A 21,624-nucleotide genomic window follows, 5' to 3' on the forward strand; every position below is an offset into this window, starting at 1 on the left:
CTTTTTTTTTGAGAAAAAAATCATCAGATGGTCTTCTTCTTATACTCTCTTTTCTTTTATGTATCCATGGCGATATGCATATAAAAGTTCCTTAAGGTCGTTTATCTGTGATCTTAGCTCTGCGCCCTTGTCTGTGTCTGATACAAGCATTCTATGTGCCGACATTTCAACAATTTGCGTCGTGCTTTTAATGTCTGTACCGCGTATTATGGCGTCTTTGGCCGAGGTGAAGGGCTCGTGTTGTACAAGTTGGAAGCCCCTACTATGATATACGAGAGTATATCCCGCAATACCTGTCTCTTTGTGGTACGCTTCGCTGAATCCTCCGTCGATAACCATAAGTTTTCCTCCTGCCTTAATTGGATTCTCGCCTTTTGATGCATGTACAGGAACATGCCCATTAATGATGTGACGATTGTTGCCTTTTACGCCAAAAGCATCAAGTATCCTGTCGCAAATGGCCTCGTTGTCGCGTAGTTTGAAATAATTACCTTTTTCTTCCTTAAAGGTTTCCCGGTCGGTAAGGAAATATCGTTCAAAGGTAGCCATCTTCGACTTGTCGAATAATGGACTGTCAGTGCCGCACCAAAGGTATAGGAAAAAGTCAATGGCGTTGTCTTTCTCTTCCTTGTCTGTGTCAGAGGCGAAAGCCGACCTGATGAGCATCCCTATGCGATGCATCAGTTCATGTCCGCTATATCTTTTTCCGTCGCAAAGTTGCACCTCTTTTAGCGTACCGTCATCGTTTAGTGGTATTGAGGCATGGAATAGTAGGTTGCTATTGTAGATAGCATACATGCAGCCATGACTGAGTAGTGTACCTACATGTTTGTGTAATTTCTCGCTTGCAGAGAACGAATGATGTAGCTTAGACATGAGTATTTCCTCGTCAGGCGTCAGTCGGTTAGGGTCAGCCGGGTCGATAGTAGGGAAGAAACAACTGGTCATTTTATACTCATTGCCGTCCAAGGTGCATATTCCCTTTTCATAGTCAATATTGTCGAACAAGCATCTGTTAGTCATTGCCCATTCCGGATGACTCTTGAACAACTTGGCTTCTTCCTTGAATTGCAGTACAGCAATGGCCTTATGCATACGTGCGGTGAGCAGGAGCGTCTTTTCGTCCATCTTGGCATTTTTCAACAGTCGTGGAATAAATTCCGTACAAGGGTCGTCAGCGTATGTTTCCATGGCAAATGTAGCCAATGGCATGAGGTTTATGCCGTATCCCTCCTCAAGTGTTACAAGATTGGCATATCGCAGCGATAGTCTTAGAACGTTGCAAATGCAGGCATTGTTTCCTGCGCATGCCCCCATCCACAGAATGTCATGGTTTCCCCATTGTATATCCCAGCTGTGGTAACCGAGAAGAGTGTCAAGAATGATGTGTGCACCTTCTCCACGGTCGAATATGTCACCGAGAATGTGTAGCTGGTCAATGGCAAGACGTTGTATCACATTACATAGCGCCACAATGAAGTCGTCGGCACGACCAGTTGTGATTATTGTGTCAACAATTACTTTTACATAAGCCGTCTTGTTATAATCGTCAGTGCGCTCGTGAAGAAGTTCCTCGATGATATAGCTGAAATCAGAAGGAAGCGATTTGCGTACCTTTGACCTTGTATATTTGCTGCTCACGTCGCGGCATACTCTGACCAATTGGTGAATGGTGATATGATACCAGTCATCAATGTCCTCTTCCGACAATTTCACCTGTTCGAGTTTTTCCTCCGGGTAATAGATAAGTGTGCAGAGTTCCTTTTTTTCATTTTCTCTTATTTCGCTTCCGAAAAGTTCGTTCACTTTACGTTTAATGTTTCCGGAGGCATTTTTCAGGATATGATGAAAAGCCTGGTACTCTCCGTGAAGGTCGGCGAGAAAATGTTCTGTACCTTTAGGTAGATTTAAGATTGCCTCAAGGTTGATAATCTCAGTGCTGGCTGCAGCCACTGACGGGAACGACTGCGACAGAAGAGAGATGTAGCGCAGGTTGTTCTGGATGTTGTAGTGTGTTTTGGGTGTCATAATTTTAGTTGGGTTAAAATACTATTAATAATTGATTTGGTTTTCCTGTCGTTTTTTGAATGCATTATCAGGAAACCTTCCGGCATGCATGTGAAATAGGTGCAGAGAGCCATGGCTCTGGCAGCGAATGACGACAGTTGCGCCTCGTCAAGCTTGAATCTGAGCTCGTCTTCGTCGATACGAAGATTGAATAAAGAAACAGCCAGGAGAATAATGTCGGAAATGCCTATAGTCTTTCGCTCTGCCTTTTCTTTTATAGCCCTTATCATAGCCGTCATGTCATCTGTACTATGTGTGCCGTTGTCGCCTAATGTAAGCATAGGCAAACGATTCGACTCTGCAATGCGTTTGGCCCTTGCCGCACAATAACACCTAATGTTTTCCGGATGACATTCAGGTGGTGTTATCGAGAAGACGTCAGCACCGCGTAGTATATATTCGAGTGTTGATGTCGTGTAACCATATATCATTATCTGCCGCCACTTGTAGTAGTCTAGATTTCCGACTAATGCCACTTCTTCGTTGTCTATCCAGTGTCTGTTGTTTGTGACAGCAGCCTTAAACAACAAAAACAGAGCTTTGCGAGTTTGTTCTTCCATAGCTTGAAACACGTTGCTGTCCATTACTTTTTGGTACACGTCGAGTGTTTCCTTTGCCATTTGAGTGTCTGTGGTCTTACTTGTGAACAATGAGTTGGAAACGATTTCTATCCGTTCTGTCCATCCAATTTTTTTAGTGTTCAAATATTCCATTTCCCCCATGACAATTACAGAGTAGGCCTGTCTTATCAGTTTTCTTTGGTATATTGTCTGTCTGAATAGTTTTATTACGTTATTTTGTCTTGACATCACCCAAGGTTCGAGCTGACCGTGAGGAGTCACGACAAGTCTTGCCTTATGTTTATTTGCAAGAGACATTACGATGGGCAATGAATGATGCCAACATCCATGAATATTGATAATGTCGGCATGTTGTGCTGTCAATTCTTTTTTTATTTCTTTTACCGTAGAAGCCTTTCTTGACACAACTTCATCTGTCATTGCCATGTTTAGAGTGTCAATATACTCGGCAATGACTATGTCGTTGTGTGGATTATAATGGATAATGTTCATCGTCTGATGAAATCATATTTGTCACATTTTGAATGCTTTATTTTCAAAGAGAGGTTTCGCCATGCCATGAACGATTCCAGAAATGGAATTTTCATGGGACTGATGGTTTCGTTTGCCGCCCTCATTGCGTTGCCTGCAATAATAACCCGAATGAGATAGTTGACAAGGAGTGACAATGCAGCAGCGGCACAGAGTATATAGTTGCCAGTTACCGTTGCCAATGCAATAACCGCGATGTGGCATGTCAGGTTGAGATGTAGCATAAAGGTATCGGCGTTTTCAAGTGTTTTGTAGAGTCTGCCGTGCTTTAGATGCTTTCGTGTCTCAATATGATAGAGGTGGTCGTTTATCCATGTTTTTTTCGATGGAGCATCTTCTATAAGGGTAGCCTGCGGTTCGGCAGCCACCACTGTTTTCATTGTTTCGCCATATTCGTTTGCAAGGAAGTCATATTCGCCCCTTAGGTACATAAGGCTATTGAGGAAGCCATTGTCCTTAACGAATTTCTCACGTCGGAACATCATATTATGTCCAGAATAAGTGAACACCTGTCTATGCTGTGTTTCATAGGCTTCTCTCCACCATGTCATGAGACGTTCCAATCGTTGGTAGTCTGTAGCGTCGCTGTGATATCTTGTAGCTCCAATCACGAGTTCCGTGTCATTGTCGCATTTAGCGGCCATAGCTCTGAGCCATTTGTCATCAGCCGGACTGCAGTCTGCATCTGAAAAGATTATCCAGTCGTGTTTTGCGGCTTTCACACCAACGGTAAGAGCAAGTTTTCTCCTGCTGATATAATGGCTAGAGTCTGGAATGAATGTGGTGTACAGATTGTGATAATTGTTTTTGAGACGTTTAAGTACTTCAGCCGTGTTGTCGGTAGAAGATTCGTCGACAACGATTACCTCAAACTGTCCTTCATAGTCCTGAGTGAGAAATTTGGGAAGATTACGTTCAATCTCTTCCTCGCCGTCATGCACGGCGAGTACTATAGAGATTGATGGGAAATCGTTTTGGTTCTGTCTGTCGGTCTTGTCTTTTCGTGGTTTTCTTATCAATGGAGTGAAGACCACCGAAAAGAGGCTGAGACCAATCAGAGCAGCTCCAATGATGATTGTCAACGTGTCGATTGTCATATTAAATAATGTTCAAATCTTCTGTCGTATATCCTTTTGGCAATTGACGGCAGTTATACTGTGAAGCCATGATTTCGCCATAAGCTCCTGCAGAGCGCAATGCGATGAGGTCTCCCCGCTTAGTGGCATTCAACTCAATCTGCTTTGCGAAAACATCACTTGATTCGCAAATAGGCCCGACTATATCATATGTCTCTTTAGCATCTTCGCTTGTGATGTTTTCAATCTTATGATAAGCCTGATAGAGTGCAGGACGTATTAGGTCTGTCATACCAGCATCAACGATGACGAACTTCTTTACTTCACCTTGCTTTATGTAAAGCGTGCGTGTTATCAACGACCCGCATTGCGCTACTACAGATCGTCCTAGTTCAAAATGTAGTTTTTGACCAGGCAGAAGGTGTAGGTGTCGACTGTATGTGTCAAAGAACGACTTGAAGTCAGGAACAGGGACTCGGTTGGGGTGTTCGTAATCAATACCTAACCCTCCTCCCACATTAATGTTTTCAACCTTAATATGTTCTCTTTCAAGTTCTTCCTGAAGTTCGTTGATGCGATTGCATAGAGCTATAAAGTCCCCCATGTCAAGGATTTGAGAACCTATATGGAAATGCAGTCCGATGAACTCCACGTTCTCCATTTTCTCCGCTTTTCTTATTACGGGAATCATGTCTCTCATTGCAATTCCGAATTTGTTTTCAGCCAATCCGGTTGTAATGTTGGCGTGAGTGTGGGCACCCACATTCGGATTGATGCGGAATGCCACACGAGCCTTTTTCCCTTTTTCAGCGGCAAGTTCGTTTATGACTTCAAGTTCAGCGAGGCTTTCTACATTAAAGCAAAAAATATTGTTGTCGAGACTGAGATTTATCTCCCAGTCGCTTTTTCCTACCCCGGCATAAACGATGCCAGATGGTTTGAAACCAGCTTTTATGGCAGCTTCTATCTCCCCACCGCTTACGCAGTCTACGCCAAGTCCCGCCTCTCTGATGATGCGGAGTATGGCGGGGTTGGCATTAGCCTTTACGGCATAGTGTACCACGAAGTTATCGTGTTTTCCTGCCTCTTCGTTTATTGTGCGCAATGTTTTGCGCAGCAACTCTGTGTCATAGTAGTAGAATGGAGTTCTTATGGACTGAAACCTTTCTACGGGGAAAATACCTTTCATGTTTTTGTCTTTTTTGTTTGTATTGGTTGAGTTTTGTTATGCATTAAACAAAGTGTCGCTGAGGCTTTGGAGTGCGCGCTTTTTGTCTTTCTCCTTAATGAGGAATGAAATGTTGTAGTTGCTTCCACCATAAGAAATCATGCGTACAGGTATGTTCTTCATAGCCTCAGTTGCAAGAGTTTCAAATCCCACATTGCTCCAGTCGAGGTCTCCCACAACGCAGATGATACACATATCGTTGTCTACGGTCACAGTACCATATTTCTTTAGTTCGTCAACAATTTCGTTCAGTCGGCTTGGATTGTCGATACTCATCGATACTCCCACTTCAGATGTACACACCATGTCTATGGCCGTTTGGTAACTTTCGAAAATTTCGAACACCTTACGCAGGAATCCGGTTGCGAGCAACATTCGGCTGCTTTTTATCTTAATGGCAGTAATATTGTCCTTTGCGGCAACGGCCTTTATTTTTCCGCGTTCAGTAAAGTTGCTGATTGTAGTGCCCTCTGCCTGAGGATCCATGGTGTTCAGCAGTCGAACCGGTATGCCGGCAAATTTTGCTGGCTGTACGCATGTGGGGTGCAGTATTTTTGCTCCGAAATAAGCAAGTTCTGCTGCCTCTTCGAAGTGTAGCTGGTGGACAGGGTCAGTTTGGTCCACTATGCGTGGGTCGTTGTTATGCATTCCGTCGATATCTGTCCATATTTGGATTTCTTCAGCATTGATGGCAGCACCAATTAGAGATGCCGTGTAATCGCTTCCACCTCTCTGCAAGTTGTCTATCTCTCCATAAGCATTTCTGCATATAAATCCTTGAGTGATATAAACTTGTGAACCTTTGTTTTCGTCGAGTATGGCAGAGAGTTTTTCTTTAATATATGTAGGGTCGGGCTCTGCATTCTTGTCAGTTCTCATAAAGTCAAGAGCCGACAAGAGTGTGGCTTTGATGCCCTGTTCCTTCATGTAGTTTGCTATCATGTTGGTGCTCATTATCTCGCCCTGTGCCACAATGCTTTTCTCTTCGAAACTTGTGAAGAGTTCCTTTGTGAACGATCTAAGATATTTGAAAACATCGTTTAGGAGTTGGCGTGTGTTGTCTTTCCATTCTTGTGTAGAGTACAGTTCCTCTACATGCTGCATGTATTTCTCCTCGAGTTTATTGATTACTTCGTTAGCTCCTTCTGGATTTTTCTTGTATAGATAGTTTGAAATCTCTACAAGAGAGTTTGTTGTTCCAGACATGGCTGAGAATACTACAAATACAGGCTCGCCTGATGATGTCACGAGTTTTGTCACGTCTTTCATTCTGGCAGGAGTGCCTACCGACGTGCCTCCAAATTTCATTACTTTCATATTCTTGTTGTTTAATTATTCTGTTTGTTATTCCTAATTATCAAAAAAAGACAAAGAGTCAATCGAATTCCATTTTTATCTTGTTGAAGTCGTTGGTCACTTCTTCAAGCCTTCCGTCGGCACATCGGTATACGATGCCTGGATATTTGTCCAGTAGAGGCAGGTTGTGGGTGCTCATTACCACCGATGTGCCAGTTTGTGAAATTTCCCTAAGCAGCCGTATGATGTTTTCAGCCGTTTCAGGGTCGAGATTTCCGGTAGGTTCATCAGCAATAATGATTTTTGGTTTATTAAGAATAGCTCTGGCAATAGCGATTCGTTGCTGTTCGCCTCCTGACAGTTCGTAAGGCATACAGTCAATTTTTTCGTCCATTCCCACTTCAGCCAGCACCTCTTTTATTCTGTTTTCGATTTCCGTTTTCTTTTTCCATCCAGTAGCTTTTAGTACGAATTCGAGATTTTTTCTTACGCTTCTGTCCGAGAGCAGTTGGAAATCCTGAAAGATTATCCCCATCTGCCTTCTAAGCGCAGGTACATGTTTTCTTTTCAATGTTGTGATGTCGCAGTTGAAAACCAAGGCCTTTTCAGCATTTTCGACGTCAAGTTCGAAATACATTGTTTTCAGTAGAGAACTTTTTCCTGTACCTACACGTCCAATGAGGTAAATGAATTCACCTTCATTCACCGTGAAATCGACAGCCGACAGTATATCTTTTCCATCGGTCTGGTTAACATTTACGCTTTTGTATTCTATCAACATTGCCTTAACATTACTGGATGATATTAATGCTTATGCCAGTTAGGGTCATGTCTCACCTGTAGTTCCTTGGCAAGGTCTTCTATTCTAAGTCCCTTGCTTGTAAGAAGTACGATAAGGTGGTATATCATGTCAGAGCCCTCGTAAATGAGTCGTTCGTTAGTGCCGTTGCATGCTTCTATAACCGCTTCGAGAGCTTCTTCTCCCACTTTCTGTGCCATTCTGTTCAGTCCGTCTTTAAACAGCGAAGTGGTATAGCTTCCTTCTGGCATTTCTTCGTGGCGTCGGTTGATGAAGTCCTGCAGGTAAGTAAGGAAAAGCAGTGGGTTTTTCTCGTTTTTCTCACCCCAGCAAGTGTCGTTTCCGGTGTGGCATGTAGGTCCCGTTGGGTTTGCCTTTACCAGAAGCGTGTCGTTGTCGCAGTCAACCTTTATGTCCACCAGTTCAAGGAAGTTTCCCGATGTCTCTCCCTTGGTCCATAGACACTGTCTGGACCGGCTGTAGAAAGTCACTTTTTTTGTTTCGACGGTTTTGTCGAACGCTTCCTTGTTCATATATCCTAACATCAAGACAGTCTTTGTTGTAGCGTCTTGTATGATGGCGGGGACGAGGCCGCCCATTTTTTCGAAATCGATATTCATATTATGTTAATAATTTATTCTTGTATTGAATGTGCACAACTTTTATATTCTTACGTTTATACCTTCATTTTTAAGATATTGTTTAAGTTCGGGTATAGGTATTTCTCCGAAATGGAAAACGCTAGCAGCCAGTGCAGCGTCGGCGTGTCCTATTGTAAAGGCATCTCTGAAGTGTTCTTTCTTTCCAGCTCCACCGCTTGCTATCACCGGAATGGTAAGTTTGTTGGCAAGACGTGCAAGAGCCTCGTTGGCATATCCGTCTTTCACTCCGTCGTGGTTCATACTGGTAAAGAGTATTTCTCCCGCCCCGCGTTCCTGTGCCTCATGAGCCCATTCAAACAGTCCTCTTTCTGTGCGTTCCCTTCCCCCCTTCAGGTAGCAGTGCCATCCGTCGTTGTCAAGTCTGGCGTCGATGGCACATACACATACTTGGCTGCCGAATCGTTTAGTTATTTCGTCAATGAGCTCTGGGCGACGAATAGCGGCACTGTTTACGCTTACCTTGTCAGCACCGGCATATAGTAGCCTTTCGACGTCTGCAATTTCGTTTATGCCACCACCTACGGTGAATGGAATGTTAATTTCCTTAGCCACTCTTGTGACCATTTCGGTGAATGTCTTTCTGCCTTCAAAGCTTGCGGTGATATCGAGATAAACCAGTTCGTCAGCTCCAGCTTCGCTGTAAGCTTTACCCAGTTCGACAGGATCGCCAGCCTTACGAAGGTTTACGAAGTTTGTACCCTTCACCGTTTCGCCGTCTTTTACGTCAAGACAAGGAATTATTCGTTTTGCAAGTCCCATATATATATAATAAGGTGTAAAATACTATTGCCTGCTCCAAATAAGAAGTTTGTCGAGGTCAATTTTTCCCTCGTAAATTGATTTTCCGAATACTACAGCAGGTATTCCCCTTCTGTTTAGTTCGTTTATGTCTTCCAGTTTCGACACTCCGCCGCTTGCAATGAGATGTAGGTTAGGGTATGCATTCATTATTTCCGAATAAAGTTCCACGGCGGTTCCTCCCATCATTCCGTCTTTTGATATTTCGGTGCAAAGAACATTTTTTACTCCATGTTTCACATATCTTTCTAGGAATGGCAGCAGTTTGGTGTCAGAGTCCTCTTTCCATCCGTTGATGGATATTCTCCCGTTTCTCACGTCCGCTCCAAGTATTATCTTGTCGGCTCCATACTTTTCCAACCATCCGTCGAAAAGTTCAGGATTGCTGATTGCCACAGACCCTATAGTCACCAAGGCAGCTCCGTTGTCAAAAGCCATCTTTATGTCGTCGTCGGTTTTTATGCCACCTCCGAAGTCAACCTTCAGTTTTGTCTTTGACGTGATTTCTGACAGTACCTTCACGTTGACGATGTGTTTCGACTTAGCCCCGTCGAGGTCCACGATGTGTAGTCTTTCGAATCCTTTGTCGGCAAGCATTATGGCCATTTCCACCGGGTTGCCATACACGGTTTTGGTGTTGTAGTCTCCCTTTGTGAGTCTTACGCACTTTCCGTCGATGATGTCGATGGCAGGTATGAGTTCAATCATAATCTTGTTGTAATTATAGGTCTATGAAGTTCTGCAGTATTCTCGCTCCTACGCTTCCGCTTTTTTCCGGATGGAATTGTGTGGAGTAGAAGTTGTCTTTCGCCAGTGCTGCGCTATATGGATGAATATAGTCGGCCGTGGCGATAGTGTCTTTACATAGTGGAACATAGTAGCTATGAACGAAGTACACATACTCCCCACCGTTGAATCCATTAAAGAGTTGTGTTTTCGTATCTGTTATTTGGTTCCATCCCATTGCCGGCACCTTTTCCTCATGCAGTACAGGTTTGAACCTCCTTACGTTGGTGTCGAAAATGCCGATGCAGTCAACATCTCCCTCATCGGAATGTCTGCACAACAGTTGTTGTCCGACGCAAATACCGAATACAGGTTGTTTGAGGTCACGAATCACCATGTCGAGTTTTCTTTCCTTCAGATATTCCATTGCGCTTCTAGCCTCCCCTTGTCCTGGGAAGAGCACCTTGTCAGCCTTCATAAGCCTTTCGGGGTCGTCGGTAAGGTCAGGTTCTATTCCCATTCTTCTTAGCGCGTTAACCACCGAATAGATGTTGCCGGCATTGTATTTGACTACTGCAATATTCATTATTAGTATATTAGCTGAAGATTATCGTCTTGTTGTGGTAAGTGAGAATTTTTCTCTCGATATGCTTTTTTACAGCCCTTGAGAGCACTATTTTTTCGAGGTCCCGTCCTTTCAGCACGAGGCTTTCAGGTGTGTCTTTGTGAGTTATCCTCACCACGTCCTGTTCTATGATAGGTCCTGCGTCGAGTTCAGCAGTGACATAGTGACTTGTTGCGCCAATAATTTTCACTCCCCTTTCCCAAGCCTGGTGGTAAGGTTTTGCCCCTATGAAAGCCGGCAGGAAGGAGTGGTGTATGTTGATGATATGGTTTGGATAAGCCTTTATCATTCCGTCGCTGATAATTTGCATATATCTTGCGAGCACGATGAAAGTCACTTTTTCCTTTTTCAGCAGTTCCATTTCTGCTTTTTCCACTTCCTGCTTGTTTGAATGGTCTTTGTTTATCGACCAGACATAGAACGGGATGTTAAACTGCTCTCCCACGTATCTCAGTTCCTCGTGGTTGCTTACTATGCATGGTATGTCGACATTAAACTCTCCAGCCTTGTATCTTGCCAGAAGGTCGTAAAGGCAGTGGCTCATCTTGCTGACGAAAATAGCCATTCGTGGTTTTACGTCGTTGAAGTAGAGGTTGCACGTCATAGAATATTTCTGAGCGTACAGAGTGTCAAGATACTCTTTTATTTTATCTCTTGGTATGAGGAATTCGTCGAGTTCCCATTCCATTCTCATAAAGAATATCCCGTCCTGCCTGTCGACATACTGGTCAAGGTATACGATGTTACCCTGGTTGTCTGTTATGAACCTTGTCATTTCAGATATTATGCCAGGTTGGTCTGGGCAGTGAAGTAGAAGAATTGCTGTTGGTTTCATTCTCTCTTGTTTTTCTCACGTTGTTATTATTCGTTATCGTTATTCTCTCCCGAGCGGAGTATTATCGATGTAGCCCCGATGGTAAACAGGGTGCCGTCTTCAATAACCCTTTTTTCCCTGTCTCCGAGAATTTCGTTGTCTACAAATGTACCAGTGTAGCTTGGTCCGTCGCGTAGTATATATTTCAGTTTTCCTTTTTTGTCCCTGCTGACGTTTATTGTACAATGGTTGATATCTATGCTTGGGTCGTTGGTCTCTATGGGTAGTGTTGTGGCGCTGCCCTTCATATATCTGCCAATGGTGTTGTCACCCATTTTCAGTGGCAGCACCTGTTTGTAATGGAACACGTTTTCAATCACGATGAGCGACCCTGCCCCATTTTCGTTAGCATTCTCATCCACCACTTCTTCTTTCTGTGTATTTCTGAGTTTCGAAGTGCCTATTCGTATTCCAAATTCTTTTCCGCAGTCGTTACACTTGAACACGAGCGACTGCCCGTCGTTGTATTTTGTTTCGTCGAAAGTGATGAAATTATCACATTTCGGACATCTTACTCTTTTCATCCTGCAAATTTACTGTGGGTGTGTGATTTTGTATATCCATGCCTGTTCGAAGTGCTTGCTGCCTCTTCTGGCTTTTAGTTCCTTCAGTGCGCTGTCTTCAGTTTCATATTCTCCGTATACTACTCTCACCACCTTATTATTTATATATGTTCGAGCTTTGTCATATCCTTCAGCCTTTAGTGTTTTCACGTAATTGTCTGCTCCCGATTTTGTCACTTGGCTTGCCATCACGATACAGTAAACCGGTTTCTTTTCAAAGAGAGTTTCCTTTTTTTGATTTTTCAAGGAGTCACGATTTTGTATCTTTTCATCGAGGGCTTTGTTTGCAACCAGGTTTCTTACCACCGAGTCCGCCACATTGTTTTGAGTCTTTGCCTTTTCGGTGTTTGGAGTGTCAAGGGTTGGTAATTTTGTCAGTATGCCAATCCCCATGTCGCTTACTAACACCTTGTTGTCGATGCTGTTTTCTACAGGTGTGCTTATTACGAAGAAAGCTATTATTGCAGCAGCTGCCACTGCTATGTTCCTTATCCACGACACTTTTATACTGATGGTTTTTTCCATTTTGTCTTCGTCGCAGTCGTTGGATAATGTCGTGACATTTTCTTCTTGCGGGCGGTTTATAATGACCGGGCTTTCCGTCGTGTTGTCTTTTGATTTATCCATGACAGGCATTGAAATGCCGTTGTCAGCCACAGTCTCATCGCTTGTCGCTAGTTTGCTCACCATTACCGCCCCCAGTCCGTAAAGGTTGGGCGTTAGTATTCCGGCCTCACAAGGAGTGAAAACCAACTCTTCGGCGCCGTTGAGGGAAAGCACTCCGATATTCTTCAGTTCGTATTCCCCATTTTCCGACAGTTGTGCTTTTATGCATTCCACGTCGGCTGCAATGGCTCTTTGTGCTTCAGGGTAGCTGATGTCGTATGCTTCTACATAAGATTGTGCGAGCAGCGAGTCGTTGATATTTTTTAGATGGGGGTTAAAACCAAGTGTACGGATAGGTGGCAAGAACGAACCTTCGCTCTCGTCATATCTGGCCTCGACATGATGGGCCACAAAACCTCCGAAATTGGGTATTATGACACAGTCGTTGTCGAGCAGAAGAATCTCTATATGTCTGTCTAATTCAATCACGAGTGCAAAATTACTCTATTTTTTCGAGAAAACCAAATAAAAATGGGTACAAAATGCCATAAAAACGGGAAAAAAGTTTCTTATGTCATTTTTATTTGCTACATTTGCACGCAGAAATAGAATATAATTAAAAAAATGGAGTATATTGAAACTGATATTAAAGACGTAATCATTGTTCAACCGAAAGTATTTAACGATGACCGTGGCTATTTTTTTGAGTCATGGAAAAAAGACGATTTTGAGAAACATGTAGGGCAGGTAGACTTTATCCAGGAGAATGAGTCAAAGTCAAGCTATGGTGTCTTGCGTGGCTTACATTATCAAAAAGGTGAGGCCTCTCAGGCAAAGTTGGTGAGGGTTGTCAAGGGTCGTGTAGTTGATGTAGCTGTCGACCTTCGTCGCGAAAGTCCTACGTTCGGTCATTATGTCATGGTTGAACTCAGTGACGAGAATAAGCGTCAGCTTTTTATTCCTCGCGGATTTGCCCATGGCTTTCTTGTGTTGAGCGACGAGGCCGTCTTTACATATAAGGTTGACAATGTCTATGCTCCAGCTGCCGAGGCCAGTATACGTTTTGACGATCCGGATATAAACATTGTCTGGCCCATTGACATGTCGGAGGTGAAGACCAGTCCAAAAGACATGAAAGGTGTCGCGTTAGCCGATGCCGAATGTTTTTAACATGAATTATCCTTAGATGAAAATAATAAATCTGATAGCATGTTTCTTTGTGTTGACGCTTGTTGCATGTCATAATAATGCCAAGCAACAGACACAGGCAACCGAAGATTTTGCCGCCAAGCAGAAGTTACAGGGTGTATGGATAGATAGCGAGACACAGGAAGTGAATTTCAAAATTTCCGGTGATACGATATTCTATCCAGACAGTACAAGTCAGCCTTCAACATTCAGGGTGGTGTCTGATACGCTCATTATTGGCAATCCACCTTCGCATTATCCAGTGGCGAAGTTGTCAAACAATGTCTTTGTGTTCAAGAATCAGAACGGCGAAGAAGTGAAGCTGGTAAAGAGCGATTCACCCGACGATGATATTGCTTTTGAGAAACCCACGGCCGTGGTGGAGGTGGTAAACAAGATAATAAAGAAAGACACGGTGATTAATTATGGTAGCGAGCGTTATCATTGTTATGTCACGGTTAATCCCACGAGGTATAAGGTTTTTCGACGCACATTCAACGATGATGGCTTAGCTGTGAATAATGTATATTTTGACAACATTATCCATATCTGTGTTTATAATGGTGCAGAAAAGTTATATTCCAGCGATTTGAAGAAGCAGATGTATGAGAAGTTTGTGCCGAAGGATTTTCTTGAGCAGTCAGTGTTGGGCGATGTGAGGGTATGGAAAATAGACAGTCATGGCGTCCATTTTGAAACTATAATCGGCATTCCCGGTGAAGCTACCAACTACATTCTCGACACCCGGGTGTCGCTGGATGGGAAGATGAGAATAGGGGAAATGAGGTAAATTGAAGGTTGAAAATTTTCAACCTTCAACTTTCAATTTTCCAATGCCTTGAATAGCTTGTCCAATGCCTCGTCGGCATTTTTGCTTTCTTTGAGCAGGGAGACAAACTTGCTGCCGATGATTGCTCCGGCGGCATTTGCCTGGGCACTTTCAAGGGTTTGCTTGTTGCTGATGCCAAATCCAATCATTCTCGGATTCCGCAGGTTCATCGAGTTGATGCGGCGGAAATATTCCTGCTTCTGCTCGTCGAAACTCTTCTGGGCACCGGTAGTGGCAGCCGACGATACCATATAGATGAAACCATCGGTATGCTCGTCGATAAATCTTATCCTCTCCTCGCTTGTTTCTGGAGTGATCAGCATTGTCACCCTTATGTCATACTTGTCGGCCACGGGCTTGATGTTGTTCTGATAGTCCTTGAAGGGCAGGTCGGGAATAATCACACCTGAAACACCACTCTCAACACATTGTCTGAAAAACTCTTCGTATCCGTAGTTCATGATGGGGTTGAGGTATCCCATGAGAATCAGCGGTATGCTTACTTCAGCCTTTATGGCCTCAAGCTGCGAGAACAGTATCCTCAGCGACATGCCGTTGCGGAGCGATGTGGTGGCAGCGTCCTGTATTACAGGTCCGTCGGCCATTGGGTCGCTAAATGGAATGCCTACTTCAATGAAGTCAATGCCCCGTCGTTCCATTGTCTTTATCACTTCGCCGGTATTGTCCAGTTTTGGACATCCGGCGCAAAAATACAGCGACAATAGCTTTTTGTTGTCGCGATTGGCGAATAGTTCGTTTATCTTGTTCATAATCTTTTTTTTATACCTTAATGTTGTTTTACCTTTGCAATGAATGTCGACAGCCTCTCCACGTCCTTTAGTCCCGGTGAAACCTCAAATTTGGAGTTGAGGTCTATGCCAGCCATCATCGGATGGTTGAAGGCCATTATGTTTTCCACGTCGTCAGGACCTATGCCTCCACTCAGCAGAAAAGGCGTGTCACCCTTGTAGTTGTGTAGCACCGACCATTCAAACTGTTTTCCGCTTCCACCCACCGACTTACATTTTGTGTCGAACAGCAGGTAGTCCACCTCGTGGTCATACATCTCCGTCAGCTTAATGTCCTCGGTCTGCGACACGCTAATTGCCTTAACAAACGTTTTGCCGTGTAGTCTTTGCCTCAGTTCTCTTATTGTGTCCACATCCTCAGAGCCGTGTAGTTGGATAATGTCAAGACTGTAAATGTCTGCTTTTTTCACAATCTTTTCGGGTGTTTCGTTCACGAACACCCCCACTTTTTTCACGCCTTTAGGAATAGCCATTGCCGTTTCGGGATTGTCGACGTATCTTGCCGATTTTTGCCAGAATATCATGCCCATCCAGTCCATTCCAGCCTTTCCGGCATCTCTGATGTTGTCCACATCCCTCATTCCGCATACTTTTATTATCATATCATTCTTGCAAAAGTAGAGTCCTTTAATTTTTTTAATTGTTTAATTCTATAATTGTTTAATTGCTGAGTTGTTTAATTTTTAATTTTTAATTTTTAATTCTTTAATTTTTTAATTTTCCCCCAAACCTCCCCAACGCCTCTCCAGGATTGTCCTCTTTCATGAAGCACTCTCCGATGAGAAATCCGTTGAAGCCCGCTTGTTGCAGCTGTTTGATGATGTCAGGATTTGATATACCGCTTTCGCTCACCTTCACAGCTTCTGCAGGCAGTTTGGAGGCAAGTCGCAGCGAGTTGTCCACGGAAGTGATGAAGGTGCCGAGGTTGCGGTTGTTTATTCCGCAGAGGTCTGGTTCCAGGTCGGCATACTCCAGTTCCTCCTCGCCGTGCATTTCCAACAACACCTCAAGCTGAAGCTCGTGGGCTATGGAAAGAAGCTGTTTGCACTCCTGCTTCGTCAGTTCAGCGGCTATGAGCAGTGCGGCTGAAGCACCGCAAAGCCTTGCCTGAAACAACTGATACTCGTCAATCACGAAGTTCTTGTACAGTATAGGGATATCCACTCCCGACTTTCTCGCGGTGGTTATAAACTCGTCCTTTCCTCCAAAATACTTCTCGTCGGTGAGTATGCTGATAGCCGCAGCCCCGTTTTGCTGGTAAGACAGAGGAATGACATCAGGTTGTCCTTCCTGTTTTATCCATCCCTTCGACGGCGACTTTCTTTTAAACTCAGCAATGATGCCCGTTTTTGACTGTCTGATGGCCTTTTTCATCGAAGGCACATATCCTCCAAGCATATCCTCCACCTGTTTGTGAAGGTCCTTCTCAGGCAGGATCTGCTTAAACAGTTCCACTTCCTTCCTCTTGTGAGCAACAATTTCTTCCAGTATGTCCATAATGTCAAGAGCTATAGAAACTTTACGAGTTTAGTTCTACAAATTTCTTGAATGTATCGAGAGCCTTTCCGCTGTCTATCGACTCGCGTGCAATGTCTATACATTCCTCAATGTCCTTCTTTCCCTTCTCGAGCACCTGTATGGCGAATGCAGCGTTAGCGAGCACCACGTTCTTTTGTGCCGGCAGTGCAGTGTTAGCCAGTACTGCGTCGAATATCTCCTTTGCTTCCTGTTCGTTGGCGCCAGCTCGTAGTTCCTCCGGTTTTATTATGGTGAATCCGAGGTCAGACGGTTTGAATATGCGCTCATAGTTGTTTGTGGTCACCTTGAAGTCTCCGGTGAGCGATATCTCGTCGTATCCGTCGATGCTGTTAACTATACCGTAGTCGAGACCTATTTTCTGATACACGTTGTTGTAAAGTCTCATTTGGTCGAGGTTAGCCACGCCGAGCAGCTGGCATTGCGGTTTCGACGGGTTGACGATAGGTCCGAGCAGGTTGAAGCATGTAGGGAATTGCAGTGCCTTTCTTATAGGTCCGACAAACTTCATTGCCTTGGCGAAGAGTTGTGCGTGGAGGTATACGATGCCACACTCGTTGATGCAGCGGTTGAGGCGGTCGATGTCGTCGGTGAATTTCACGCCGTGGTTTGCTATCACGTTCGACGCCCCGCTTGTGCTTGTGGCAGCGTAGTTACCGTGTTTGGCCACCTTGTATCCGGCTCCGGCTATTACGAAGCACGAAGTGGTTGAGATGTTGAATGTGTTTTTGCGGTCGCCTCCAGTTCCCACCACGTCGATGTATCTGTCGCAGTCCAGTGGCACCGGCACTCCCGTCTCGAGTATTCCGTCGCGGAATCCCAGCAGTTCGTCCACTGTGATGCCTCTCATCTGCAGTGCAGTGAGCAGGGCGGTTATCTGTTCGTTAGGGTATTCGCTACGTGTTATTCCCACGAGTATGTCTCTTGTTTCCTCCCTTGTCAGTTCCTCGTGATTCAACATTCTGTTGAGTATATCTTTCATTGTCTGCATAACGAAAAAAATTTTCGATTAAAATTTTAAAGATTAAAAAATCAGAGATTTTAAAGATTTAGTTGTTGATGAAGTTCTTCACTATGGTCTTGCCTTCAGGAGTCAGCACCGATTCCGGGTGAAACTGTATTCCGTGTATGTCGTAGTGTTTATGACGAAGTGCCATGATCTGTCCTTCGTCGCTCACGGCAGTCACTTCAAGGCATGTAGGGAAGTTCTCGCGGCTCACCACCCAAGAGTGATACCTTCCCATGGTGATGCGCTTTGGCATACCCTTGAACAGGTAGTCGTTAGAAAACTGCGTCCCTTCTGTTGCTACTCCATGAAACACGTCAGAGAGGTTTTCCAGTTCTCCTCCGAACACCTCGCCTATTGCTTGGTGTCCAAGACACACTCCCAGTATAGGTTTCTTTCCCTTGTAGGCCTTAATCACGTCGAGCAGCAGGCCTGCCTCCGAAGGAATGCCGGGACCAGGGCTCAACACTATCTTGTCGTAGGGCTCGAGCTGGTTGAGCGTGAATTGGTCGTTGCGTATCACCGTCACGTCGGCACCAATTTCCTTTATCAGGTGACTCAGATTATAAGTAAACGAGTCGTAATTGTCAATGATAACTATTTTCATAATTATATTCTCCTATTACATTTTTTCAGCCATTAGTATTGCCCTGCGCAGTGCCCCGAGCTTGTTGTTCACCTCCTGCAGTTCATATTCCTCGTCGCTCTTGGCCACTATACCGCCTCCGGCCTGGAACCATAGCTCTCCGTTTCTCGACACAAAAGTCCTGATGGTGATGGCCTGGTTGAGCGAACCGTTCAGTCCGATGAATCCGATGCAGCCACCGTATGCACCTCTGTTGTGAGGTTCTATTTCGCTTATGAGCTGCATTGCCCTCACCTTTGGCGCTCCTGACAGTGTGCCGGCAGGGAAGGTGTCGATGAACGCCTTTATTGGGTCGGCACCCTCGTCGAGAGTACCGCTCACTCTTGACACCAAGTGCACCACGTGGGAGTAGTACTGCAGGTCTTTGTAGAAGTCCACCTTCACGTCGTGGCAGTTTCGGCTGAGGTCGTTGCGTGCCAGGTCCACGAGCATCACGTGTTCAGCGTTTTCCTTTGCGTCGTTTCTCAGATATTCCGCAGCCTTTCTGTCAGCCTCTGCGTCGCCGGTGCGCTTTGTCGTTCCTGCAATGGGGTCAATGTAAGCCTTGCGTCCTTCAATGCGGCAGTGGGTCTCAGGCGACGAGCCGAAGATGCGGAAGCCGCCGAAGTCGAAGTAGAAGAGGTAGGGTGAGGGGTTTATCGATCTTAGCGCCCTGTAGAGCTTGAAGTCGTCGCCTTCATATTTTTGTATGAATCTTCTTGCAATCACAATCTGGAACACGTCGCCCCTGAGGCAGTGTTTTATGCCTTGGCGTATGTTTGCCTTGTGCTCCTCGTCGGTCAGTGGCGATGTGGTCTCGCCGGTAGGGTGGAAGTCGTAGGCATGCACGTTAGCCTTGTTCATCTGTCGGTAGATGTCGTCCAGCGCGCTCTCTTCCCCGAGGGTTACAATGGTGAGTTTATTGTTGAAATGGTCAAACACTATGATGTCCCTGTAGAGTATGTACATCATGTCGGGCGCGTCGTTTTTCTCCATTGTGGTGTCCTTCACCGCTATGTCTTCAAAATACCTCACGGCATTGAAGGCAGTATATCCGTAAAGTCCACAATATGAAGCATATTCGCCTTCCACCTTAAAGCGGGAGATGAAGGCGTTGATAGCCTTGTCCGACTTGTAGTCCTTGTTCACTTCGTGCCTTGTGGTCTCACCGTTAGGGAAGTTGCATATAGCTTCCCCATGGCTGATTGCCACCGACGCTATAGGGTTTATGCCGATAAACGAGTGGCTGTTGTTCGAGTCGTGATAGTCAGAACTCTCCATCAGCGCGCTCTGTGGATAAATGTCCCTCAGTCTCATGTAAATGCCCACAGGCGTATATAGGTCGGCAAGCAGTGTCCGGCTTGCGGTAGTGTATTTAAAAGTTTCCATATTCTCCAGCCATATCCTTGTTAGACAAATAAGTTTCCACGTCCTTGTCGCCCCTTCCGCTCACGGTGAGCACCACTATGTCGTCGGGCTTGAAGTTCATCTTTGGCAGCACTCCGAGAGCGTGTGCGCTTTCCAGAGCCGGTATTATGCCTTCAGTGCGTGTCAGCTCGTATGCGGCCTTCACAGCCTCGTTATCATTAATGCTGTATACCGTGGCCCTGTGTTGCGAGGCTATGTTGGCGTGCATGGGTCCGATGCCGGGGTAGTCGAGTCCAGCCGAAAGGCTTTCCGCCTCCACTATCTGTCCGTCGGGAGTCTGCATCACCAAGGTCTTCGAGCCGTGTAGTATTCCCAGTCGTCCGGCGTGTATGGTGGCAGCCGTGTGTCCGGTGTCGGCACCCTTTCCTCCAGCCTCAGCCAGCACGATTTTCACCCTCTCGTCGTCGATGTAGTGGTAGATGGTTCCCGCGGCGTTAGATCCGCCACCCACGCAGGCTATCAGGTAGTCGGGATAGTCGCGTCCAATTTTTTCCTGCAGCTGTTCCTTTATCTCTTTCGATATAATGCTTTGGAGCCTTGCCACGAGGTCGGGGTAGGGGTGAGGTCCCACTGTCGAGCCAATGATGTAGAACGTGTCTGAGGGGTGGCAGCACCAGTCGCGTATGGCCTCGTTGGTGGCGTCTTTCAGTGTCCAGTTGCCGGTTTTCACAGGTCTCACCTCTGCACCCAGCATTTTCATCCTTTCCACGTTGGTGTGTTGTCTTTCCACGTCGAGTGCTCCTTGGTACACCACGCATGGCATGTCCATCAGTGCGCACACCGTGGCGGTAGCCACACCGTGTTGTCCGGCACCTGTTTCGGCAATTATTCGTTTCTTGCCCATTTTCTTTGCCAGCAGAATCTGTCCGATGGTGTTGTTAATCTTGTGGGCACCAGTGTGGTTCAGGTCTTCCCTTTTCAGATATAGCTTGCATCCGTATCTCTCGCTCATTCTCTTTGCGAGGTAAAGTGGCGACGGGCGTCCCACATAGTCTCTCAGCAGCGACATATACTCTTCTTGGAATTCCTTTGACTCGAGTATCGGCAGATACTGTTCCTTAAGTTTTTCCACGGTAGCATAGAGTATTTCTGGCACGTAAGCGCCTCCAAACTCGCCGTAGTATCCTTTTTCGTCTACTAAAAATGTTTTTTTCATTGTCTTTATCTTTGTTTTTGTTCCTTGTCTTGGTTAAAAAAAATAGGCTCACCGCGTTAACGATGAGCCTTTGTCCTTCTATGTTGAACGATACACAGCTTCGTATCCCGCGATTATTTGAATCTCGAGTTACGCCACCACCATGTATTGTTGTTATGTCTGTTCATAATCATTTTTATTTTTTGTTTGACGCTGCAAAATTACATAAATAATTTTAAACTACAAACTTTTTGCCTGTTATTTTTATGTTTTATTGTAAAAAAGTCTGTTTTGCTGATAATTTTCTATCGTAATATGCCGCAATTCCCTTCTTTCACCTTGTTATATTAAACAGAGGGTGGAGGTTTTTTTTTGAGGGTGGAGGGTAGTGAGATTCTGGAGGGTGGAGAGATTATTTGAGGGTGGAGGGAAGAGGGTAGAGGGTGGAGTTTAGTGTAGTGGCGGGGGGGGGACCCCCCCCCCCCTTTCTTTTCCCGGGCATCCCCCCCCCCCCCCGCGGCCCCCCCCCCCCCCCCCCGAGTCTCTTGGTCCTCCATCTCTCCCCCGTCCCCCGGGGTCCCACGCCCCCCCCCCTTTTCCTCGCGGGCGGAGCAGGGGGGGGTGGTGGGAGCCCCC

Annotated in this window: 22 protein-coding genes; 2 read left to right on the top strand and 20 right to left on the bottom strand. The window is 45.4% G+C overall.

Features of this window, described 5'->3' with window-relative positions; translation table 11 throughout:
• Positions 1 to 39 precede the first annotated feature (39 nt).
• Genes CIK98_RS10075 through CIK98_RS10135 form a run of 13 tightly spaced genes read right to left on the bottom strand, consistent with a single transcriptional unit; the run spans position 40 to position 12,921 of the window.
• Positions 40 to 2,028: a fructose-1,6-bisphosphatase gene (locus CIK98_RS10075; protein ID WP_094384102.1), complete on the bottom strand. Its 1,989-nt coding sequence runs from the start codon at positions 2,026 to 2,028 to the stop codon at positions 40 to 42.
• Positions 2,025 to 3,140, bottom strand: coding sequence for a hypothetical protein (locus tag CIK98_RS10080; protein ID WP_094384103.1), 1,116 nt, complete (start codon positions 3,138 to 3,140; stop codon positions 2,025 to 2,027). The genes CIK98_RS10075 and CIK98_RS10080 overlap by 4 nt, the downstream gene beginning before the upstream one ends.
• Entirely contained in the window at positions 3,137 to 4,276 is a 1,140-nt protein-coding gene (locus CIK98_RS10085) for a glycosyltransferase (RefSeq protein ID WP_094384104.1), read from the bottom strand. Before CIK98_RS10085 ends, CIK98_RS10080 begins: the two co-directional genes overlap by 4 nt.
• 1 nt (position 4,277) lies before the next feature.
• Positions 4,278 to 5,444: a diaminopimelate decarboxylase gene (gene lysA / locus CIK98_RS10090; protein WP_094384105.1), complete on the bottom strand. Its 1,167-nt coding sequence runs from the start codon at positions 5,442 to 5,444 to the stop codon at positions 4,278 to 4,280.
• A gap of 36 nt (positions 5,445 to 5,480) precedes the next feature.
• Complete coding sequence (locus CIK98_RS10095) at positions 5,481 to 6,800, bottom strand: aspartate kinase (RefSeq protein WP_094384106.1); 1,320 nt, start codon at positions 6,798 to 6,800, stop codon at positions 5,481 to 5,483.
• Between the two features lie 58 nt (positions 6,801 to 6,858).
• A complete protein-coding gene (locus CIK98_RS10100) occupies positions 6,859 to 7,560 on the bottom strand; it encodes a cell division ATP-binding protein FtsE (protein ID WP_094384107.1) in 702 nt (233 codons plus the stop codon).
• A gap of 23 nt (positions 7,561 to 7,583) precedes the next feature.
• On the bottom strand, positions 7,584 to 8,198 hold the full coding sequence (gene hisIE, locus CIK98_RS10105; RefSeq protein ID WP_094384108.1) for a bifunctional phosphoribosyl-AMP cyclohydrolase/phosphoribosyl-ATP diphosphatase HisIE: 615 nt from the start codon (positions 8,196 to 8,198) through the stop codon (positions 7,584 to 7,586).
• A gap of 42 nt (positions 8,199 to 8,240) precedes the next feature.
• Entirely contained in the window at positions 8,241 to 8,999 is a 759-nt protein-coding gene (gene hisF / locus CIK98_RS10110; RefSeq protein ID WP_094384109.1) for an imidazole glycerol phosphate synthase subunit HisF, read from the bottom strand.
• A 24-nt stretch (positions 9,000 to 9,023) separates the two neighbouring features.
• A complete protein-coding gene (hisA, locus tag CIK98_RS10115; RefSeq protein ID WP_094384110.1) occupies positions 9,024 to 9,746 on the bottom strand; it encodes a 1-(5-phosphoribosyl)-5-[(5-phosphoribosylamino)methylideneamino]imidazole-4-carboxamide isomerase in 723 nt (240 codons plus the stop codon).
• A gap of 13 nt (positions 9,747 to 9,759) precedes the next feature.
• Positions 9,760 to 10,350 carry an imidazole glycerol phosphate synthase subunit HisH gene (gene hisH / locus CIK98_RS10120; protein ID WP_094384111.1) on the bottom strand — a complete coding sequence of 197 codons (591 nt, stop codon included), beginning with the start codon at positions 10,348 to 10,350 and terminating at the stop codon, positions 9,760 to 9,762.
• A 10-nt stretch (positions 10,351 to 10,360) separates the two neighbouring features.
• A complete protein-coding gene (purU, locus tag CIK98_RS10125; protein ID WP_094384112.1) occupies positions 10,361 to 11,224 on the bottom strand; it encodes a formyltetrahydrofolate deformylase in 864 nt (287 codons plus the stop codon).
• Positions 11,225 to 11,250: 26 nt separating this feature from the next.
• A complete protein-coding gene (locus CIK98_RS10130) occupies positions 11,251 to 11,787 on the bottom strand; it encodes an FHA domain-containing protein (RefSeq protein WP_094384113.1) in 537 nt (178 codons plus the stop codon).
• A 9-nt stretch (positions 11,788 to 11,796) separates the two neighbouring features.
• The gene (locus CIK98_RS10135; RefSeq protein ID WP_094384114.1) at positions 11,797 to 12,921 is read right to left on the bottom strand and encodes an SPOR domain-containing protein; all 1,125 of its coding nucleotides are present in this window, start codon (positions 12,919 to 12,921) and stop codon (positions 11,797 to 11,799) included.
• A gap of 135 nt (positions 12,922 to 13,056) precedes the next feature.
• On the opposite strand from CIK98_RS10135, the gene rfbC reads away from it, so the two are divergent.
• Together rfbC and CIK98_RS10145 are read left to right on the top strand one after the other, a co-directional pair.
• A complete protein-coding gene (gene rfbC, locus CIK98_RS10140) occupies positions 13,057 to 13,602 on the top strand; it encodes a dTDP-4-dehydrorhamnose 3,5-epimerase (protein WP_094384115.1) in 546 nt (181 codons plus the stop codon).
• A gap of 16 nt (positions 13,603 to 13,618) precedes the next feature.
• Positions 13,619 to 14,410, top strand: a complete 792-nt coding sequence (locus CIK98_RS10145) for a DUF4738 domain-containing protein (protein ID WP_094384116.1) — start codon at positions 13,619 to 13,621, stop codon at positions 14,408 to 14,410.
• Between the two features lie 32 nt (positions 14,411 to 14,442).
• Here CIK98_RS10145 and trpA read toward each other — a convergent pair whose 3' ends face one another.
• The 7 genes from trpA to trpB form a co-directional block, all read right to left on the bottom strand.
• Positions 14,443 to 15,219: a tryptophan synthase subunit alpha gene (gene trpA / locus CIK98_RS10150; protein ID WP_094384117.1), complete on the bottom strand. Its 777-nt coding sequence runs from the start codon at positions 15,217 to 15,219 to the stop codon at positions 14,443 to 14,445.
• A 17-nt stretch (positions 15,220 to 15,236) separates the two neighbouring features.
• Positions 15,237 to 15,860, bottom strand: coding sequence for a phosphoribosylanthranilate isomerase (locus tag CIK98_RS10155; protein WP_094384118.1), 624 nt, complete (start codon positions 15,858 to 15,860; stop codon positions 15,237 to 15,239).
• 103 nt (positions 15,861 to 15,963) lie between these two features.
• Positions 15,964 to 16,755 (bottom strand): indole-3-glycerol phosphate synthase TrpC, encoded by a 792-nt coding sequence (trpC, locus tag CIK98_RS10160; protein WP_094384119.1) that lies wholly within the window; start codon positions 16,753 to 16,755, stop codon positions 15,964 to 15,966.
• Positions 16,756 to 16,777: 22 nt separating this feature from the next.
• Positions 16,778 to 17,776: an anthranilate phosphoribosyltransferase gene (gene trpD / locus CIK98_RS10165; protein ID WP_094384129.1), complete on the bottom strand. Its 999-nt coding sequence runs from the start codon at positions 17,774 to 17,776 to the stop codon at positions 16,778 to 16,780.
• Between the two features lie 67 nt (positions 17,777 to 17,843).
• Entirely contained in the window at positions 17,844 to 18,407 is a 564-nt protein-coding gene (locus tag CIK98_RS10170) for an aminodeoxychorismate/anthranilate synthase component II (RefSeq protein WP_094384120.1), read from the bottom strand.
• Between the two features lie 15 nt (positions 18,408 to 18,422).
• Positions 18,423 to 19,814, bottom strand: a complete 1,392-nt coding sequence (locus tag CIK98_RS10175) for an anthranilate synthase component I family protein (RefSeq protein ID WP_094384121.1) — start codon at positions 19,812 to 19,814, stop codon at positions 18,423 to 18,425.
• Complete coding sequence (trpB, locus tag CIK98_RS10180; RefSeq protein WP_094384122.1) at positions 19,801 to 21,009, bottom strand: tryptophan synthase subunit beta; 1,209 nt, start codon at positions 21,007 to 21,009, stop codon at positions 19,801 to 19,803. Before trpB ends, CIK98_RS10175 begins: the two co-directional genes overlap by 14 nt.
• Between the last annotated feature and the right edge of the window lie 615 nt (positions 21,010 to 21,624).

Source organism: Prevotella sp. P2-180 (genome assembly GCF_002251435.1).
Classification (GTDB): Bacteria; Bacteroidota; Bacteroidia; order Bacteroidales; family Bacteroidaceae; genus Prevotella.

Bases quoted from the DNA above. Each gene is read 5' to 3' on its own strand.
- CIK98_RS10170 (WP_094384120.1), bottom strand. From the start codon at position 18,407: ATGAAAATAGTTATCATTGACAATTACGACTCGTTTACTTATAATCTG.
- CIK98_RS10080 (WP_094384103.1), bottom strand. From the start codon at position 3,140: ATGAACATTATCCATTATAATCCACACAACGACATAGTCATTGCCGAG.
- CIK98_RS10145 (WP_094384116.1), top strand. From the start codon at position 13,619: ATGAAAATAATAAATCTGATAGCATGTTTCTTTGTGTTGACGCTTGTT.
- CIK98_RS10095 (WP_094384106.1), bottom strand. From the start codon at position 6,800: ATGAAAGTAATGAAATTTGGAGGCACGTCGGTAGGCACTCCTGCCAGA.
- hisIE (WP_094384108.1), bottom strand. From the start codon at position 8,198: ATGAATATCGATTTCGAAAAAATGGGCGGCCTCGTCCCCGCCATCATA.
- trpA (WP_094384117.1), bottom strand. From the start codon at position 15,219: ATGAACAAGATAAACGAACTATTCGCCAATCGCGACAACAAAAAGCTA.
- CIK98_RS10100 (WP_094384107.1), bottom strand. From the start codon at position 7,560: ATGTTGATAGAATACAAAAGCGTAAATGTTAACCAGACCGATGGAAAA.
- purU (WP_094384112.1), bottom strand. From the start codon at position 11,224: ATGAAACCAACAGCAATTCTTCTACTTCACTGCCCAGACCAACCTGGC.
- hisF (WP_094384109.1), bottom strand. From the start codon at position 8,999: ATGGGACTTGCAAAACGAATAATTCCTTGTCTTGACGTAAAAGACGGC.
- CIK98_RS10085 (WP_094384104.1), bottom strand. From the start codon at position 4,276: ATGACAATCGACACGTTGACAATCATCATTGGAGCTGCTCTGATTGGT.
- rfbC (WP_094384115.1), top strand. From the start codon at position 13,057: ATGGAGTATATTGAAACTGATATTAAAGACGTAATCATTGTTCAACCG.
- trpB (WP_094384122.1), bottom strand. From the start codon at position 21,009: ATGAAAAAAACATTTTTAGTAGACGAAAAAGGATACTACGGCGAGTTT.
- trpD (WP_094384129.1), bottom strand. From the start codon at position 17,776: ATGAAAGATATACTCAACAGAATGTTGAATCACGAGGAACTGACAAGG.
- CIK98_RS10155 (WP_094384118.1), bottom strand. From the start codon at position 15,860: ATGATAATAAAAGTATGCGGAATGAGGGATGTGGACAACATCAGAGAT.
- CIK98_RS10075 (WP_094384102.1), bottom strand. From the start codon at position 2,028: ATGACACCCAAAACACACTACAACATCCAGAACAACCTGCGCTACATC.
- hisH (WP_094384111.1), bottom strand. From the start codon at position 10,350: ATGAATATTGCAGTAGTCAAATACAATGCCGGCAACATCTATTCGGTG.
- hisA (WP_094384110.1), bottom strand. From the start codon at position 9,746: ATGATTGAACTCATACCTGCCATCGACATCATCGACGGAAAGTGCGTA.
- CIK98_RS10175 (WP_094384121.1), bottom strand. From the start codon at position 19,814: ATGGAAACTTTTAAATACACTACCGCAAGCCGGACACTGCTTGCCGAC.
- CIK98_RS10130 (WP_094384113.1), bottom strand. From the start codon at position 11,787: ATGAAAAGAGTAAGATGTCCGAAATGTGATAATTTCATCACTTTCGAC.
- trpC (WP_094384119.1), bottom strand. From the start codon at position 16,755: ATGGACATACTGGAAGAAATTGTTGCTCACAAGAGGAAGGAAGTGGAA.
- lysA (WP_094384105.1), bottom strand. From the start codon at position 5,444: ATGAAAGGTATTTTCCCCGTAGAAAGGTTTCAGTCCATAAGAACTCCA.